General features: G+C 73.6%; 14 protein-coding genes, 1 pseudogene and 1 riboswitch. Of the genes and pseudogenes, 8 read left to right on the plus strand and 7 right to left on the minus strand.

Annotation, left to right across the window (positions count from 1 at the left end; genetic code table 11):
* The first annotated feature begins 48 nt into the window (after nucleotides 1-48).
* Nucleotides 49-2,028 carry a DNA helicase RecQ gene (gene recQ / locus A8713_RS18260; RefSeq protein ID WP_064534538.1) on the plus strand — a complete coding sequence of 660 codons (1,980 nt, stop codon included), beginning with the start codon at nucleotides 49-51 and terminating at the stop codon, nucleotides 2,026-2,028.
* A 78-nt stretch (nucleotides 2,029-2,106) separates the two neighbouring features.
* On the opposite strand, the gene A8713_RS18265 is transcribed toward recQ, so the two are convergent.
* The 3 genes and pseudogenes from A8713_RS18265 to fahA form a co-directional block, all read right to left on the minus strand.
* Entirely contained in the window at nucleotides 2,107-2,634 is a 528-nt protein-coding gene (locus tag A8713_RS18265) for a HEAT repeat domain-containing protein (protein ID WP_335743759.1), read from the minus strand.
* A gap of 417 nt (nucleotides 2,635-3,051) precedes the next feature.
* Nucleotides 3,052-3,630 (minus strand): annotated as a pseudogene (locus A8713_RS34955) (M48 family metalloprotease); the annotation flags it as partial.
* Between the two features lie 262 nt (nucleotides 3,631-3,892).
* Nucleotides 3,893-5,104: a fumarylacetoacetase gene (gene fahA, locus A8713_RS18275; RefSeq protein ID WP_064534541.1), complete on the minus strand. Its 1,212-nt coding sequence runs from the start codon at nucleotides 5,102-5,104 to the stop codon at nucleotides 3,893-3,895.
* A gap of 198 nt (nucleotides 5,105-5,302) precedes the next feature.
* On the opposite strand from fahA, the gene A8713_RS18280 reads away from it, so the two are divergent.
* Nucleotides 5,303-6,115 carry an HAD-IIB family hydrolase gene (locus A8713_RS18280; RefSeq protein ID WP_064534542.1) on the plus strand — a complete coding sequence of 271 codons (813 nt, stop codon included), beginning with the start codon at nucleotides 5,303-5,305 and terminating at the stop codon, nucleotides 6,113-6,115.
* A 34-nt stretch (nucleotides 6,116-6,149) separates the two neighbouring features.
* On the opposite strand, the gene A8713_RS18285 is transcribed toward A8713_RS18280, so the two are convergent.
* Complete coding sequence (locus tag A8713_RS18285; protein WP_018568292.1) at nucleotides 6,150-6,638, minus strand: transglycosylase SLT domain-containing protein; 489 nt, start codon at nucleotides 6,636-6,638, stop codon at nucleotides 6,150-6,152.
* Between the two features lie 2 nt (nucleotides 6,639-6,640).
* Nucleotides 6,641-6,830: riboswitch (cyclic di-AMP (ydaO/yuaA leader) on the minus strand.
* A gap of 634 nt (nucleotides 6,831-7,464) precedes the next feature.
* Here A8713_RS18285 and A8713_RS18290 point away from each other — a divergent pair.
* The 4 genes from A8713_RS18290 (at nucleotide 7,465) to A8713_RS18305 (ending at nucleotide 12,174) form a co-directional block, all read left to right on the plus strand.
* Entirely contained in the window at nucleotides 7,465-8,475 is a 1,011-nt protein-coding gene (locus A8713_RS18290; RefSeq protein ID WP_064534543.1) for a polyprenyl synthetase family protein, read from the plus strand.
* 467 nt (nucleotides 8,476-8,942) lie between these two features.
* Nucleotides 8,943-10,199: a LolA family protein gene (locus tag A8713_RS18295; RefSeq protein WP_064534544.1), complete on the plus strand. Its 1,257-nt coding sequence runs from the start codon at nucleotides 8,943-8,945 to the stop codon at nucleotides 10,197-10,199.
* Between the two features lie 72 nt (nucleotides 10,200-10,271).
* The gene (locus tag A8713_RS18300; RefSeq protein ID WP_064534545.1) at nucleotides 10,272-11,288 is read left to right on the plus strand and encodes an ABC transporter ATP-binding protein; all 1,017 of its coding nucleotides are present in this window, start codon (nucleotides 10,272-10,274) and stop codon (nucleotides 11,286-11,288) included.
* Complete coding sequence (locus tag A8713_RS18305) at nucleotides 11,275-12,174, plus strand: ABC transporter permease (RefSeq protein ID WP_064534546.1); 900 nt, start codon at nucleotides 11,275-11,277, stop codon at nucleotides 12,172-12,174. Before A8713_RS18300 ends, A8713_RS18305 begins: the two co-directional genes overlap by 14 nt.
* A gap of 43 nt (nucleotides 12,175-12,217) precedes the next feature.
* Here A8713_RS18305 and A8713_RS18310 read toward each other — a convergent pair whose 3' ends face one another.
* Nucleotides 12,218-12,724, minus strand: a complete 507-nt coding sequence (locus A8713_RS18310) for a DUF6668 family protein (protein WP_064534547.1) — start codon at nucleotides 12,722-12,724, stop codon at nucleotides 12,218-12,220.
* 177 nt (nucleotides 12,725-12,901) lie between these two features.
* Here A8713_RS18310 and A8713_RS18315 point away from each other — a divergent pair, with 177 nt between their 5' ends.
* Entirely contained in the window at nucleotides 12,902-14,467 is a 1,566-nt protein-coding gene (locus A8713_RS18315; RefSeq protein WP_064534548.1) for a hypothetical protein, read from the plus strand.
* Nucleotides 14,468-14,500: 33 nt separating this feature from the next.
* Here the strand turns inward: A8713_RS18315 and A8713_RS18320 are convergent, their stop codons facing one another.
* Nucleotides 14,501-14,986 carry a VOC family protein gene (locus A8713_RS18320; protein ID WP_064534549.1) on the minus strand — a complete coding sequence of 162 codons (486 nt, stop codon included), beginning with the start codon at nucleotides 14,984-14,986 and terminating at the stop codon, nucleotides 14,501-14,503.
* Nucleotides 14,987-15,007: 21 nt separating this feature from the next.
* Between A8713_RS18320 and A8713_RS18325 the strand changes: the two genes are divergently transcribed.
* Nucleotides 15,008-15,652, plus strand: coding sequence for a CGNR zinc finger domain-containing protein (locus A8713_RS18325; protein WP_173860869.1), 645 nt, complete (start codon nucleotides 15,008-15,010; stop codon nucleotides 15,650-15,652).
* 37 nt (nucleotides 15,653-15,689) lie between these two features.
* Here A8713_RS18325 and rarD read toward each other — a convergent pair whose 3' ends face one another.
* Entirely contained in the window at nucleotides 15,690-16,859 is a 1,170-nt protein-coding gene (gene rarD / locus A8713_RS18330; protein ID WP_064534550.1) for an EamA family transporter RarD, read from the minus strand.
* Nucleotides 16,860-16,968 lie beyond the last annotated feature (109 nt).

Genomic DNA, 16,968 nt, shown 5'->3' on the forward strand with positions numbered 1-16,968 from the left:
CCTATCGTGGAAGCAGTGGTCGAGGGACGACGGGCGGGGGACGAGACGATGGGTGGGACAGGCGGTGTCACCGACATGGCAGTGACGGACAGCGAGGCGCTGGCCACGCTGCGCCGGGTCTTCGGGTACGAGGCGTTCCGGGGCGAGCAGGAAGCGGTCATCGAGCATGTGATCACCGGCGGCGACGCCGTCGTGCTCATGCCCACCGGCGGCGGCAAGTCGCTGTGCTACCAGATCCCCGCCCTGGTCAGGCCCGGCACGGGCATAGTGGTCTCCCCGCTGATCGCGCTGATGCAGGACCAGGTGGACGCCCTGCGCGCCCTCGGCGTGCGCGCCGGTTTCATCAACTCCACGCAGGACTTCGACGAGCGCCGCACGGTCGAGGCGGAGTTCCTCACCGGCGAGCTGGACCTGCTCTACCTGGCACCGGAGCGGCTGCGCCTGGACGCCACGCTCGACCTGCTCTCCCGCGGCAAGATCTCCGTCTTCGCCATCGACGAGGCCCACTGCGTCTCCCAGTGGGGCCACGACTTCCGCCCCGACTACCTGTCGCTGTCCCTGCTGGGCGAGCGCTGGCCCGACGTGCCCCGGATCGCGCTCACGGCGACCGCCACCCGGGCCACGCACCAGGAGATCACCCAGCGGCTGGACATGCCGCGGGCCCGGCACTTCGAGGCCAGCTTCGACCGGCCCAACATCCAGTACCGGATCGTGCCCAAGGCCGACCCCAAGAAGCAGCTTCTGGCCTTCCTGCGCGCGGAGCACGAGGGCGACGCGGGCATCGTGTACTGCCTCTCGCGCAACTCCGTGGAGAAGACCGCCGAGTTCCTGTCGGCCAACGGCGTCCGCGCGGTGCCCTACCACGCGGGCCTCGACGCGGGCACCCGCGCCACGCACCAGGCCCGCTTCCTGCGCGAGGACGGCCTCGTCGTGGTCGCGACCATCGCCTTCGGCATGGGCATCGACAAGCCGGACGTCCGCTTCGTCGCCCACCTCGACCTGCCCAAGTCCGTCGAGGGCTACTACCAGGAGACCGGCCGCGCCGGCCGCGACGGCCTGCCCTCCACCGCCTGGATGGCCTACGGCCTGAACGACGTCATCCAGCAGCGCAAGATGATCCAGTCCGGCGAGGGCGACGAGTCCTTCCGCCGCCGCGCCGCCGCCCACCTGGACTCGATGCTCGCCCTGTGCGAGACGGCCGGCTGCCGCCGCGGACAGCTCCTCGCCTACTTCGGCCAGGACCCCGACGCGAGCGGCTGCGGCAACTGCGACACCTGTCTGACCCCGCCCGAGACCTGGGACGGCACGGTCGCCGCCCAGAAGGTGCTCTCCACGGTGGTCCGGCTCCAGCGCGAGCGGGGGCAGAAGTTCGGCGCCGTGCAGATCATCGACATCCTGCTGGGCAAGCGCACCGGCAAGGTGATCCAGTTCGACCACGACCAGCTCTCCGTCTTCGGCATCGGCACGGAGCTGGCCGAGGGCGAGTGGCGCGGGGTCGTGCGCCAGCTGCTGGCGCAGGGACTGCTCGCGGTCGAGGGCGAGTACGGCACGCTGGTGCTGACCGAGGCCAGCGGGGAGGTGCTGCGCGCCGACCGGAAGGTGCCACTGCGCAAGGAGCCGAAGCGGCCGGCCACCGCGCGCTCCGCGTCGTCCTCGTCCTCCGGGCGGGGCAAGGGCAAGGCCGCCGTGGCGGAGCTGCCCGCGGACCTGCTCCCCGCCTTCGAGGCGCTGCGCGCCTGGCGCGCCGAGCAGGCCCGCGAGCAGGGCGTTCCCGCGTACGTCATCTTCCACGACGCCACCCTCCGCGAGATCGTCACGCTCTGGCCGGACTCGGTGGCGCGGCTCGGCACGGTCGGCGGGGTCGGCGAGAAGAAGCTCGCGACCTACGGGGAGGGCGTCATCGGCGTGCTGAAGTCGCTGTCGGCCCCGTCCGGCGACCGCGCCGCCTCCGCACCCGGCCCCGCCTCCGACATCGAGCCCGAGCCGGACTTCGGTCCGGAGCCGGAACCGGAGGACGACTGGATATAGCCGGCCGGGCGGAACCGGCGGGGCCGGCCGGCCGGGGCCGGACCGGCGGTGCCTCGGCCCGGGGTCTCGTCCAGCGGGTCACAGCGCCCGTGACGCATACGCCCTGACATCCGCGTCCGGGTCGGCGGTGGCTGTGGCCAGGGCGGCTCGGGCCGAGGCCGACGCGGTGTGCCGGGCCAGCGCCAGGACCGCGGCCTTGCGGACGTCCCCGTTGGGGTCGCCGAGGGCCCCGGCCAGGGCGGGCACGGCGGTCCCGGCGTCCGCTGCGGACAGCGCGGTCGCCGCGCCCGCCCGGACCTGCCAGGCCGCGTCACCCAGCGCCGCCACGGCACGCGCGGCGAAGCCGGGCGGCTCCCCGGCGGCGGCCACCGCGGCGAACGCCGCACCGCGCACCAGCACGTCCGCGTCCCCGGTCAGCCGGTCCAGCGCGGCCACGGTGCGGTGACCGCCGCCGCGCCCGCCCAGCGCCTTGGCCACCGCGACCCGCACCTCACGGGACGGATCGCCCGCCGCACCGGCCACCGCCTCGGCGGCGTCGACCGAGACCAGGGCGCGCACGGCCTCGATCCGCACCGAGGCGGCCGTCCGCCGGACCCGGCCAGGCACAGCCGGCGATCGTCGTCGGCCAAGGCCCGTCACCTGAGCGCCGTCAGCCGATCGCCGTCAGCCGAGCGCCGTCAACCCGGGGGCGAACGTGATCAGCAGCGGCAGCAGGGGCACCAGCGCCGCCACCGTGGTGGTCAGCGCCCTGCGCCGGCGGTCCAGCCGGGGCGGGGGCTCCAGGAGGCGGTCCACGCGCTCGCCCAGCAGGCGGTGGCTGGAGGAGCAGGAGAGGACCCCGCGGTGCTGGTTGAGTTCGATCAGGGCGAGGGCCGTGGTCAGATGGCCGTGGCGGCGCGAGGCGGTGTCGTCGGCGGACAGTTCGACCAGGCGGTGCGTCTGGTCGCAGAAGTGCGCGAAGAGCGGGACGTGCGGGAAGCCGGTCGCCAGCGCGGTCGACAGGTGCAGCAGCCAGTCGTGGTGGGCGCGGGCGTGCCCGCGTTCATGGGCGAGCACGGCGTCGAGCTGGTGGCCCGTCAGCCGCCGCAGCGCGCCCGTGGTGACGATGAGCTGGGGCGGGTGTCCGGGCATCCACCAGGCGTCGGGGTACTCGTCCTCCAGCACCAGCATCGGACCGCGGGCCACGGGCAGGCCCTCGGGCAGGTCGGGGGCGCGTTCGCGCAGGTGCGCGCGGGCCAGCCCGCGGCGCCTGCGCGCCTCGGCGACCTCGCGGCCGAGCATCGCGGTGGTCCAGGCGGCCCCGCAGGCCAGCAGCAGGGTGAGGACCGCGGCCCACGCGGGCGCCACCGACAGGTCGTACGCGGCGGTCACGGCGGGCGGCGCGGGCGCGAACACCCGGTCGCGGACGGTGTGGAAGACGGCCGCGGTGCCCAGGACCAGCGCGGCCAGACAGCACAGCAGCACGGTGGCCACCAGGCACTGCCAGACCCACAGTGCGACCACGGGATCCCGCTCGGGCCACTCCGCCCGCGTCAGCGCGCGGGGGACCGGTACGGCGGCCGTCAGCGCGACGGCGGTCAGCAGGAGCAGGCAGACGGTCATGCCACGGGCTCCGGATCCTGATCGGAGGTGGGCGGAGTGGGGTCGTACGGTGGGTCGTGCCGTGCGGTGGTGCCGTGGTGGTGCTGTGGCCGCGGAACGTGCCGTACGGCGGCCCCGTACGGCAGTTCTGTGCGGCGGTGCCGCGGGGTGGTGCGTGTCGTTACCGCCAGTATGACGGGGACGGGCGCCACGAGTCAGGGTCCGGCGGCAACCGGTCCGCTCTCCGAGGCACCCCCCGCCCTCCTCGGAAGGTCCGGCCCCCTCAGCCCGCCACGATCCGCCCGGTCACCTCGCCCAGGCCGACCCGGACCCCGTCCGCGCCCGGCGCCCACGCCGTCAGCGTCACCACGTCCCCGTCCTCCAGGAACGCGCGCTTGCCGTCCGGGAGTTCGAGCGGTTCGCGACCGTTCCAGGTGAGTTCCAGGAGCGAGCCGCGCTGGCCGGGCTCCGGTCCGCTCACCGTGCCCGAGCCGTACAGGTCGCCGGTGCGCAGGGAGGCGCCGTTGACCGTCATGTGGGCGAGCTGCTGCGCGGCTGTCCAGTACATCGTGGAGAACGGTGGCTCGGACACCGTATGACCGTTGATCGCGACGGAGATCCGCAGGTCGTAGCCGCCGGGCTCCTCGCCGGTGTCGTCCAGGTAGGGCAGCAGCGGGTGCGTGCGGTGCGGCGGGTCCGTCCGCGCGTCCTCCAGTGCGTCCAGCGGGGTGATCCACGCCGACACGGAGGTGGCGAAGGACTTGCCGAGGAACGGGCCGAGGGGGACGTACTCCCAGGCCTGCACGTCCCGCGCCGACCAGTCGTTGAGCAGGCACAGCCCGAACACGTGCTCGCGGAAGTCCGCCAGCGCCACCGGCTGCCCGGCCCGCGAGGGCACCCCGACCACGAAGCCGACCTCGGCCTCGATGTCCAGCCGCACCGAGGGGCCGAACACGGGCGCGGGGTCGGCGGGGCCCTTGCGCTGTCCCGAGGGGCGTACGACGTCCGTGCCCGAGACGACGACCGTCCCCGAGCGGCCGTGGTAACCGATCGGCAGGTGCTTCCAGTTGGGGGTGAGGGAGTCCTCGGCGTCCGGGCGGAAGATCTGCCCGACGTTGCGCGCGTGGTTCTCGGACGCGTAGAAGTCGACGTAGTCCGCGACCTCGAAGGGCAGGTGCAGGGTCACCGAGGAGAGCGGGTGCAGGAAGGGGGCCACGGTCTCCTGGTGCGCGGGCACCGTCACCCACGCCGTCAGCGCGCGCCGCACGTCCGACCAGGCGGTGCGGCCCGCGGCGAGCAGCGGGTTCAGGGTCGGCCGCGCGAGCAGGGCGGCGTACGGGGAACCGAGCGCCAGCGCCGCCGCACCCGCGTCGAGGACATGGTCGCCGAGCCGGACGCCCACGGTCCGCTCCTGCGACCCGGCGCGCGAGAAGACACCGTAGGGAAGGTTGTGCGGACCGAAGGGGTCGCCCTCGGGGACCTCGAAGGGGGGCATCGGGTACTGCCTCTCTTTCGTGTGCCGGTGTTCCATGGGGGACATGGGTGTCTGGCCACACGTTCATGTGGTCGCGCCACACGTTACGGGGGAGGCAGCTGTCTTGGGCAGTGTCCGAGGAGTCTCCCGGCGACACGGCGGAGGGACGTCGTCCGGTTTCCGCCCGTCACTCGCCTGGCGGATCCGTATTCTCTGATCATGCCCGCACCCGCTGCCCCCGCGTACGCCCTCATCGCCACCGACCTGGACGGCACGCTGCTGCGCGGCGACGACTCCGTGTCCGGGCGGACCCGCGCCGCGCTCGGCCGGGCGGCGGCGGCCGGTGCCCGGCACCTCGTCGTCACCGGACGCCCGGCGCCGCGGGTCCGCCCGCTGCTGAGGTCCCTCGGCGGCACCGGGCTCGCGGTGTGCGGCCAGGGCGCCCAGCTCTACGACGCCGGGGCCGACCGCATGCTGTGGTCGGTCACGCTCGACCGGGAGACGGCCGAGACCGCGCTCGGCAAGATCGAGGCGGAGGTGGGGGAGGTGTACGCGGCGGTCGACCAGGACGGCGTGGACGGCCTCACGCTCATCGAGCCGGAGTACCGCATGGCGCACCCGACGCTGCCCGCCGAGCGGGTCGGGCGGCGCGAGGAACTGTGGCGCGCGCCCATCAGCAAGGTGCTGCTGCGCCATCCCCGGCTGTCCGACGACGAACTCGCGGCGGCGGCCCGCGACGCGGTCGGTCCGCTCGCCTCGGTGACCATGTCGGGCCCGGGGACCGTCGAGCTCCAGCCCTGCGGCATCACCAAGGCGACCGGTCTCGCGCTGGCCGCGGCGCGGCTGGGACTCGGCCCCGGGGACGCCCTCGCCTTCGGCGACATGCCGAACGACATCCCCATGTTCCGGTGGGCGGCCCGCGGGGTGGCGATGGCCGGCGCCCACCCGGAGCTGAAGGCGGTCGCCGACGAGGTCACCACGTCGAACGAGGACGACGGCGTCGCCGTCGTCCTCGATCGTCTGTTCGTCTGAGCCCTCCGCGTGCCGGCCGGCACGCGGCTGCCCGTCAGTACGCGCTGTTGACGTTGTCGATGGAGCCGTAGCGCGCGGCGGCGTAGTTGCACGCGGCCGTGATGTTGGCGACCGGGTCGTAGATGTCGAACGACGTGCCGGCCACGTGGTAGGCGTTGAAGGTCGGCTGGATGACCTGGAGCAGGCCCTTGGAGGGGATGCCCGCGGCGGCGTTGGAGTCCCAGTTGTTGATGGCCAGCGGGTTGCCGGACGACTCGCGCATCACATTGCGGTGGATGCCGTTGTACGTGCCGGGGATGCCCTTCTGGGCCATGACGGCGAGCGACTCGCGGATCCAGCCGTCCAGGTTGTTCGGGTAGGCGACCGTGCTCGCCGTGGTGGCGGTGGCGGCGGTCGGGGTGGCCGCGGAGGCGCCGGACGCCCCGATCAGCGGCAGGGCGAGGATCGCGGCACCGGTGCCGGAGACGGCGAGGGTGCGGACGAGACGAGCGGCGCGGGAGCGGCTGGGACGACGTGCAGACATGGGGATTTCCTCTCCGTCGCCTGCGAGGTGAGCTGTCGGGTTCGGGCGGGGAGGTGCCCGGCCGGCTCCTCAGAGCACGGCTTCACCCCGAGCCGTTCCGGCGCGGCGTACGACGTAGGACGTACGGCGCTCCGGCCCGGCGACTTACCTGGGTCCCCCGCTCCTGCCATGAGCTGTCGGTGGGTGGTCATCGAGCGCTGGCAGGATTCGGCGTCCGCTCGACTGGCCCGGAACGTATGCGAGAGCACATGTCCCGAACAAGTACCTGATGCATACATCGTCCTAGTTGACCTTGATCCAGGGCATTTTGGCCGCTTGATCCTTTGCGATTGCCAAGGGTCAACTCGCTTGCGGGGGGCGGGGAGCGGGGGGTCGGCGGGCCGTGGCGCGGGGCGGCGGTGCACGTGATGCAGCTCACGGAATAATCCGGCCAGGAGCATTTGCCCCCAAGGGGAATTGAAATGCTAATAAGGGTAAATCGGACTCGTAGGGCTGGAAGTGACGGCCGTCACGATCGGTGAGGCCCTGGCCTTGTTCGTACGTACGTGGGCACGGGTGGGCGTGTGGAAGGAGAGTGGGCGCGGCGGGACGGGTGAGAGGAGGGGAGGGGGGAGGCTGGGGAGGAACGGGAAAGAGCAAGTCGATAAATATCTGTTCATATGTGGTGATCGAAAACATATCGGTCGTGATCCGATACCACCTGGCCTGTATCGGTGGGCGCTATCGGTGATCGAAACGTGACCGGATACGCTGACTTGAGTGATGGCAGCGACCTATCGACAAACCGTGTAAGCGCCAGCAGACACCAGCAGACAGGAGACCCCTCGTGACCGTCGTCGGGCCGTTCGGGCTGAGCGTGCGGGACCAGGCTCTCGAAGCCGATGTCCAGGCCGGATTGGCGGCTGTCGAGGAAGGGCTGCTCGAAGCCACCAAGAGCGAGGTCCCGTTCATCACGGAGGCCGCCCAGCACCTCGTGAAGGCGGGCGGCAAGCGGTTCCGGCCGCTGGTCGTGATGCTGGCGGCCCAGTTCGGCGACCCCGACGCGCCGGGGATCGTGCCCTCGGCCGTGGTCGTGGAGCTGACCCACCTGGCCACGCTCTACCACGACGACGTGATGGACGAGGCCGCCGTGCGGCGCGGGGTGGCCAGCGCCAACACCCGCTGGGGCAACGCGGTCGCGGTCCTCACCGGAGACTTCCTCTTCGCCCGCGCCTCCCAGATCCTCGCGGACCTCGGCCCGGAGGCCGTCCGGGTCCAGGCGCTCGCGTTCGAACGGCTCGTCACCGGGCAGATCCTGGAGACCGCCGGACCGCAGGACGGCAGGGACCCGGTCGACCACTACCTGGACGTGCTGGGCGGAAAGACCGGTTCGCTGGTGGCCGTCGCGTGCCGGTTCGGCGCGATGATGTCCGGCGCCGACGAGCGGGTCGTGGACGTGCTGACGCAGTACGGGGAGCGGCTCGGTGTCGCCTTCCAGCTCGCGGACGACGTGCTCGACATCGCCTCCGACTCCCAGGAGTCCGGCAAGACCCCCGGCACCGACCTGCGCGAGGGCGTCGCCACGCTGCCGGTGCTGCGGCTGCGCGAGCGCGCCGCCCGGCTGGGTCTCGCCGAGGACATCGCCCTGTGCGAACTGCTCGCCTCCGACCTCAGCGACGACGCCCGGCACGCCGAGGCGCTGGCCGCGCTGCGCGCCCACCCCGCGCTCGAACAGGCCCGGCGGGACAGCGTCCGCTACGCCGAGGAGGCGCGGGCCGCGCTGGCCCCGCTGAAGGAGTGCGGCGCCAAGGTGGCCCTGCTCCAGCTGTGCGACGCGGTGGTGCACCGGGTCGGCTAGCTTCTAGGGCCGGTCTCCCCGCATCCCCGGGCCCGGCCCTGGCCCCCCCTGCCTCTTCCTTGCCCTCCCCGCTTCTTCCTTGCCTTCCCCGCCTCTTCCGCCTCTTCCTTCCGGGCCTCTTCCTGTGCGCTTCCGGGCGGCCTGAGGGGCCTCTTCCTGTGGTGCCTCTTCCCGCCGGGTCTCTCCACCCCCGGTCCCGCCTCTCCACCCGGCCGGACCCGGTCCCGGAGGGGGTCCCGGCCGGCTTCTCCACCCCGACCCCTACGGGGTGGTGGAGAAGCCGCCCTCGTGTGTCATACCGCAGGCGTACACGGAGTTGGCTCCGCGGTCTGACGCTTCGTCGCGGCCGATTTGGTCAGATGGAAGCACGGACCACACCACTCCTCACCGATTCGGGTGAGAATGGCGGCTTGGGGTGGGAGCAGTGCACACGGGCAGCCGCCGCCGACGACGGAGGTAAGGCACACATGGCACCGTACGAATCCGACGACACCAGGGACACCCCGGAGGCCGGCGACCGCGCCTCGGCGCGCCGCAAGGCCGCCCGCTACGGCGTCCCGGTCGCGGTGGTGGGGGTGGCGGCGGCGACCATCGGGCTCGTCCCGGCACTCGCCGACTCCGGTGACCCCGACCTGCCGAAGATCACCGCACAGCAACTCATCGAGAAGATCGCCAAGTCGGACGTCGAGCGCCTGTCCGGCACCGTCAAGATCACCACCGATCTCGGGCTGCCGAACCTCGGCGGTCTGGAGAGCAGCCTCGCCTCCGGCGCCCTGGGCGGCGGCGACGGCTCGTCCGCCGACCCCAGCTCCAAGCTGACCGAGCTGGCCTCCGGCACGCACACGCTGCGCGTCGCGGCCGACGGCCCGGACCGGCAGAAGGTCTCGCTCGTCGAGAGCGCCGCCGAGTACAGCCTCGTCCACAACGGCAAGGACGTCTGGGGCTACGACAGCAAGTCCAACGAGGTCTACCACTCCACCGCGCCCCAGGACGGCGCCAAGGACCGGAGCGAGGGCAAGGACCACCTCCCGGCCACGCCCAAGGACTTCGCCGACGAGGCCCTGAAGGCGGCCGACGACACCACCTCGGTGACGGTCGACGGCACCGCCCAGGTCGCCGGGCGGGACGCCTACAAGCTGGTGATCAAGCCCCGGCACGCCTCGGGCACCACGGTCGGTGCGATCAGCATCGCGGTGGACTCCGCCACCGGGCTGCCGCTCAAGTTCACCCTCACCCCGGCGAGCGGCGGCGCCGCCGTCGTGGACGCGGGCTTCACCCAGGTCAGCTTCGACCGGCCGGCCGCCTCCACCTTCGACTTCACCCCGCCCAAGGGCGCCAAGGTCACCGAGGAGAAGGACGGCAAGGCGGGCGAGCACGCCCTTCCGCCGGGCGCCCCGCACAAGGGCCTCACCCCGGGGAAGGACGTCACGCAGGGCAAGGGCCTCGACAAGGACGGCCCGAAGGTCATCGGCGAAGGCTGGAACTCCGTCGCCACCTTCGACACCGGCGGCAAGGGCGGCCTCCCGACCGACGCCGGCTCCGCCGCGGGCGGCGACCTGGGCGGCTTCCTGGGCTCACTCGGCGACCACGTGAGCGGCTCCTTCGGCAAGGGCACGGTCTTCTCCACCCGCCTGGTCAACGCGCTGATCACGGACGACGGCAAGGTCTACGTCGGCGCCGTCACCAAGGACGCGCTGGTGAAGGCGGCCGACGCCGCGAAGTAGCCGCGTCCGGCACGACAGGAAGACAGCACGACAGGACGACGGCACGACAGCACGACGGATCGGGGGAAGCCGATGGACGAGGTGTCCGCCGAGCGGCCGGGCGCGGCCACGGCCGCGTCCGCGCCCGGGGGGGACGGCGGTGCCGCTGGCGCGGACGACGGCCATGTCATCCGCACCCGCGCGCTCACCAAGCGCTACCGCGGCGGGCAGCTCGCCGTCGACGGCCTCGACCTGGCCGTCCCGGCGGGCAGCGTCTTCGGCTTCCTCGGTCCCAACGGCTCCGGGAAGACCACCACCATCCGCATGCTGATGGGCCTCATCGAACCCACCTCCGGCACGGCGCACGTCCTGGACAGGCCCATGCCCCGGTCGGCGCGCACCGTGCTCCCGCAGGTGGGAGCGCTGATCGAGGGGCCCGCCCTGTACGGGTTCCTCTCCGGGCGGGACAACCTGCTGCGCCAGGACGCGGCCGACCCGACCGCCGCCCCGCGCACCCGGCGCGCCCGCGTCGAGGCGGCACTGGACCGGGTGGGCCTGACGGCCGCGTCCGGCAAGAAGGCCCGCGCCTACTCCCTCGGGATGAAGCAGCGCCTCGGCCTCGCCGCCGCGCTGCTGCGGCCGCGCAGGCTGCTCGTCCTGGACGAGCCGACCAACGGCCTTGACCCGCAGGGCATGCGGGAGATCCGCTCCCTCGTGCGGGAGCTGGCCTCCGACGGCACGACCGTCTTCCTCTCCTCACACCTGCTCGACGAGATCGAGCAGGTGTGCACCCACGCGGCGGTCATGGCCCACGGCAGACTGATCGCCCAGGGCGCGGTCGCCGAGCTGGCCGCCGGGGCGCGCGGCCGGCTGGTGGTCACCACCCCGGACACGGCGGACGCGGCCCGGGTCCTGAAGGAGCAGGGCATCGGCGACCTCGCCGTCACCGACGGCCGGGTGACCGGCGAACCACCGGCGGCCGACCTCGCCGAGGTGAACGCGGCCCTGGTGACGGCGGGCGTGCGCGTCCGCGGATTCGGCGTCGAACGGGCCTCCCTGGAGGACGCGTTCGTGGCACTCACCGGGGAGGGATTCGATGTCGCGGGCTGAAGCGGCGGACCTGGCCGCACCCGGGGCGGACGCACCGGCCCGGCCGAACCCGCTGTGGTCGCTCGGGCTGCTGCGCAACGAGCTGGCGGTCACCTTCCGGCGCTGGCGCACCCTCGCCCTGCTGGGCGTGCTGGCCGCCGTGCCGGTCCTCGTCGGGGTGGCCGTCCGGATCGAGACGGGCGACGGTTCGCAGGTGGCCGGCGGGGGCGGCGAGGGACCGGCGTTCATCGCGCAGATCACCAACAACGGCCTGTTCCTGGTCTTCACCGCCCTGGCCGCGACCCTGCCGTTCTTCCTGCCGCTCGCGGTGGGGGTGGTCGCGGGCGACGCGATCGCGGGCGAGTCCGGCTCCGGCACCCTGCGCTATCTGCTGGTCGCCCCCGCCGGACGCAGCCGCCTGCTGCTCACCAAGTACGCCACGGTGATGGTCTTCTGCCTGGCCGCCACCCTGGTGGTCGCCGCCTCCGCGCTCGCCGTGGGCGCGCTGCTCTTCCCGCTGGGCGACCTGACGACGATCTCCGGCACCGAGATCACCTTCACCGAGGGACTGGGCCGGGCCCTGCTCATCGCCGTGGCGGTCGCCCTCTCCCTGACCGGTGTCGCCGCCCTCGGCCTGTTCGTCTCCACCCTGACCAGCAGCGGTGTCGCGGCGATGGCGACGACCGTCGGCCTGCTGATCACCGTGCAGATCGTCGACCAGATACCGCAGCTGCACGCGGTGCAGCCGTACCTCTTCCCGCACTACTGGCTGTCCTTCGCCGATCTCATGCGCCAGCCGGTCTACTGGGACGACCTGGTGAAGAACCTGGAGCTCCAGGCGCTGTACGTGGCGGTGTTCGGCTCGGCGGCGTGGGCCCGGTTCACGACGAAGGACATCACCGCCTGACCCGGCGGCTGTCCGTGGCTGCGGCTGGCTGCCCGAGCGGAGGTCAGCGGGCGGCTCGTGCCGTGCCGGTGAGCCGGGCCAGCGGCTCCGCCTCGCGCGGCGGCGGACCGCTGAGGTCGCCAAGCCGCCAGGCCGGTACCCACGGCACGCGGTGCACATCGACGACGGACTCGATCGGCTCAAGCCGCTGCGCGAGCGGGCGCGGCAGCCGGCCGGGCGCGTCCGCGACGAGCACCACGGAGTCCAGGTCGAGCCCGGCCGGTGCCCCGCCCCCGCGGAACGCCTCCAGCGCCCGTACCACGGCGTCGAGGCCGGCCGCGTGGGTGCGGGCGACGAGCAGCACGGAGCGCGGGGCGCCGGGCGCGGGCCAGTCGCGTCCGCAGTCGTGGCCGCCGTAGACCGCCGCGAGCGTGGTCGTACCCGCGCCGCCGTGGGTCGCCACCCAGGAGTAGCGTCGGGGTGAGGCATAGGAGGGGGCCGTGCCGGGCGGCTCGGCGGACACCGGTCCGCGGATCCATATCTCCGGTCCCTGCTGCATGTCTGTTCGCATGCCCGTTCCCTCCGTGGTCACCACGACGATCTTGGCGCTCGCCGCGTTACTCCGGTCACAGGTCAGCGGTTCCTGGTGCGAGTCTGTGACGTCGCGGTGACGTGGAAACCGCAGGCGAGCAGCGACACTCGACAGTACGCGCAGGGCCGGATGGCACGCATCCGAGTGAGGGAGCCGATGTACCGACTGAGCCGCGAGAAGAAGCGGGAACAGAAGCGCGCCGCGCGCTCGGCGACGTCCGCGGCGGCACCGATCGCCGTGCACGTGCCCGTGCCCACGGCCGGATCCGGCGACGGCGGCGGCGGGGGAGCCCGTGCCTGGGCCTCGGTCGCCGGGGTGCGGCTCGACCCGGCGCCCGGCGAGGAGATCCAGCAGACCGTGCTGAACCACCTCCACCGCATCGCCCTCACCACCGGCCGTCCCGTCCTCGCGACGGTCACCGACGAACGCATCGGCTATGTCGTCCCGCTCCGGGTCCACGGCGACGGCTCCAGCACGTTCACGGCCCAGCCGCTGCGCACCGCGCCGCCGCCGCTGGAGCGCGCCCCGGAAACAGGCCACCGGGAATTGGGTCAGCAGGGGGAGCAGCGGGAGCGGCACGAGACGGACCGGCCGCTGCCGGACGAGGGCCCGACCCACGTCCTGCGCCGGCTCCCGCGCCCGTCGGGGGAGCCGCGCCCGGCATCCGGGCCGCGCTCGGGGCCGCGATGGGCGGCGGAGGCACAGGGGGCACAGAAGGCACGGGAAGCGCAGGGGGCACAGGGGGCGTCGGAGCCGTCGCCGACGTTCGTGCTGCGCCCCGCGCGTGACCTGCCGGACGGCGACCGGCCGGACCCCACCCGGACAGCGGACCCGACCGCCGGTCCGACAGCGGACCTGACCGCCGGTCCGACAGCGGACCCGGTCGTCGATCCGACGGCGGGGCCGACCACGTATCCCGCTCCGGACGCGGCTCCGGATGCGGCACCGGCCCCGGTCCTGCCGCCCGGCACGGCGGTGGCGCCCACGGGCAGCTTCGGCCCGCCGCCGGTGATGGACCCGGAGCGTCCCGCGTCCGCCGGTACGCGCCCGGCGGTCGTGCCGGGCCCCGCACCCGAACTCGCGGAGCCCGCGCCGCTGCCGGTCTCCGTCCCCCGGCCCGCCGTCGCCCCCGTCATCGACCCCGAGACCGTCATCGGCCTCGACCCCGACCCCAGGCCCACCCCCGCCCGCGGGTTCGACGCCGTGGCCGAGGCCGTGCTCGGCGACGATCCGCGGACTCTGGCCGGCGGGGGCGGTGCCGTTCTGCTGGCCGAGCCCCTGGCCCAGGTCAACGAGGCGGTGCGCGCCGGGCAGATCGAGGAGGCGGCGGCCCTGGCGGAGCGCACGGTCGCGGAGGCGTCCGGCACGCTGGGCGCGACGCACCCCGAGGTGCTGCGGGTGCGGGAGCTGTCGGCGTACATCGCCTATCTGGCCGGTGAGTCCGAGCGCGCCTTCGCCCTCTCGCTCGACCTGGCCCGTATCCACCGGGCGGCGGACGACGCCGAGGGCGCGTACGGCAACGTCCGCAGCGCGGCCACCGCCTGGCGGGGCGTCCGCGATCCCGAGGAGGGGCTGCGTCTGGGCGGCGAACTGCTCGGCCTGTGGACCGAGCTGGCCGCCGAGGACGGTCCGGCGGCGGAGGACATCGAGGAACTGGAGTCCGCCCGCATCCGTATGGAGCGCCTGACCGAGCGGGCCGGCAGGCGGTCCGGGGGCCGGTGACCCGGTGACCCGGTGGCTGAGTGGCTCAGTGGCTCAGTGCACGCAGAACTCGTTGTCCTCCGGGTCCGCCATGACCACCCACTGCCCGGCGGGCTCCTTCACCTCCCGCAGCACCCGCGCGCCCAGCGCGCACAGCCGCTCCACCTCGTCGGCCCGCCGGTCCGCGCCGGGGTGCAGGTCCAGATGGAGCCGGTTCTTGCCGGTCTTCGCGCCCGCCGCCCGCTGGAAGAGCAGCCGCCGCCCCAGCCCGGTGCCGCGCTCGGGGTCGTACGGATCGTCCGGGTGCCGGACGCCGACCAGGTCCCGGAAGGCCGGGCGGCCGTGGTACTCGACGGTGGCCTCGGCAGGCAGCGCGCCGTACTGGAGCAGTTGCTCGACGAGGGCGCTGTTGTCCTCGGGCTCGTAGTGCAGCGCGCCCGCCCAGAAGTCGGCCTGCGCGTGCGGGTCGGCGGCGTCGATGACGAGCTTCCAGTGCACCGGCGCGGGGGTGCGGGCTGAGGACATCTGTGTCTCCGTCATGTAACCACTTATACTAGTTACATGAACGCGCAGGCAACGGAATCACCGGAATCGCCGGAACCGGCTCCCGGACTGACCCTGGCCTCGCACGAGGGGAAGCCGTACCGCTTCGACCCGGGCACGCTGTGTCTGGAACTGCTGCCCACGGGTGGCCCCGGGCCCTTCGCCCGCTACGAGGTGCTGCACACGCCCGCCGACCTCGTGACCTGGGCCGGACGCAGCAGGCTCGCCGACGGCCTCGGCCTCACGGTCACCGAGGACGAGCTGGAGCGGACGCGCGCCGTCCGGGACGCGCTGTTCCTGCTCACCGCCGACCGCGCGCACGGCCGTCCGCCGCGGGGCGCGCACCTGGACGCGGTCAACGAGGCCGCCGCCGCGCCGCCCCTCGTCTCCCGGCTGACCCCCGAGGGCACCCGCGTCTGGGCACCCGGCGCCACCGGCACCCAGTTGCTCTCGACCGTCGCCCGCGATGCGATCGACCTGTTCAGCGGGCCCTTCGCGGACCGCGTCCGGGAGTGCGGCGCGCACGACTGCTTCCTGCTCTTCGTGGACACCTCACGTCCGGGACGGCGGCGCTGGTGCGCGATGGAGCACTGCGGGAACCGTGAGAAGGTCCGGGCGCACCGCGCCCGCGCGACCCGGCCCGACGACAGGACGACGCCCTGACGGCCCCGCGCTTAGCCCCCGGTCCGGCTCGGTCGGTCTACGCCTCCACCGCGCCCGTGGCCGACCGCGCACCCTCGGCCGCAGCGTCGAGCGCCGGGGTCGGGGCCGGTTCCGGTGCCGAGTCCGACGCCTGTGCCTGCGCCTGCGCCTGCGCCTGCGCCTGCGCCGGAAGAGCGTCCGCCAGTGGCGCGGACTGCCCCGCCACCACCTTGCCCGCCGCACCCGCACCCGCACCCGCACGGTCACCCGCACCCACACCCGCGCCCCCGCTCAACGGTGCGGCGCCCGCCGCGGCGAGTGCCGCGCGGGCCTGCGCCGCCCGGCGGGCCGTACGCAGCCCGTCCCAGGTCAGCAGGGTCAGCGCCAGCCACACCAGGGCGAACCCGGCCCAGCGCTCGGCCGGCATGGACTCATGGAAGTAGACGACGCCGAGCAGGAACTGGAAGACCGGCGCCAGGTACTGGAGCAGCCCCAGCGTGGACAGCGGCACCCGGATCGCCGCCGCGCCGAAGCAGACCAGCGGCAGCGCGGTGACGACGCCGGTGGAGGCGAGCAGCGCGGCGTGCCCGGCGCCCTCGCTCGCGAAGGTCGCCCCGCCGTGTCCGCCCAGCCACAGCAGATAGCCGAGCGCCGGCAGGAACTGCACCGCGGTCTCGGCGGCCAGCGACTCGACGCCGCCGAGGTCCACCTTCTTCTTCACCAGGCCGTAGGTGGCGAAGGAGAAGGCGAGGCAGAGGGAGATCCAGGGCGGCTGGCCGTAGCCGACGGCGAGCACCAGCACGGAGGCGGCGCCCGTGGCGACCGCCGCCCACTGCACGGGCCGCAGCCGCTCCTTGAGGAGCAGCACGCCCATCGCGATGGTGACCAGCGGGTTGATGAAATAGCCGAGGGACGCCTCGACGACATGCCCGCTGTTCACGGCCCAGATGTAGACGCCCCAGTTGACGGTGATCACCGCGGCGGCGATCACGATGAGGCCGAGCCTGCGCGGCTGGCGCAGCAGTTCCCCGGCCCAGGCCCAGCGCCGTACGACGAGCAGCGCGGCCACGACGAACACCAGGGACCACACCATCCGGTGGGCGAGGATTTCCATCGCCCCGGCGGGCTTGAGCAGCGGCCAGAACAGGGGCACGAGGCCCCACATCCCGTAGGCCGCGAAGCCGTTCAGCAGACCTGTGCGCCGCTCGCCGGCCGACTTCTCGCTCACGGACCCTCCTTCGTGGCATGCCCGGCCGCCAGGCCGCGCGGCCGCGTTCCGGCGCGGCCAGCACGAAGGTAGCGCCGGGCACCCCCGTCTGTCATGCCCGTATCGCCAT

Origin of the sequence: Streptomyces sp. SAT1 (assembly GCF_001654495.1) — a bacterium.
Classification (GTDB): Bacteria; Actinomycetota; Actinomycetes; order Streptomycetales; family Streptomycetaceae; genus Streptomyces; species Streptomyces andamanensis.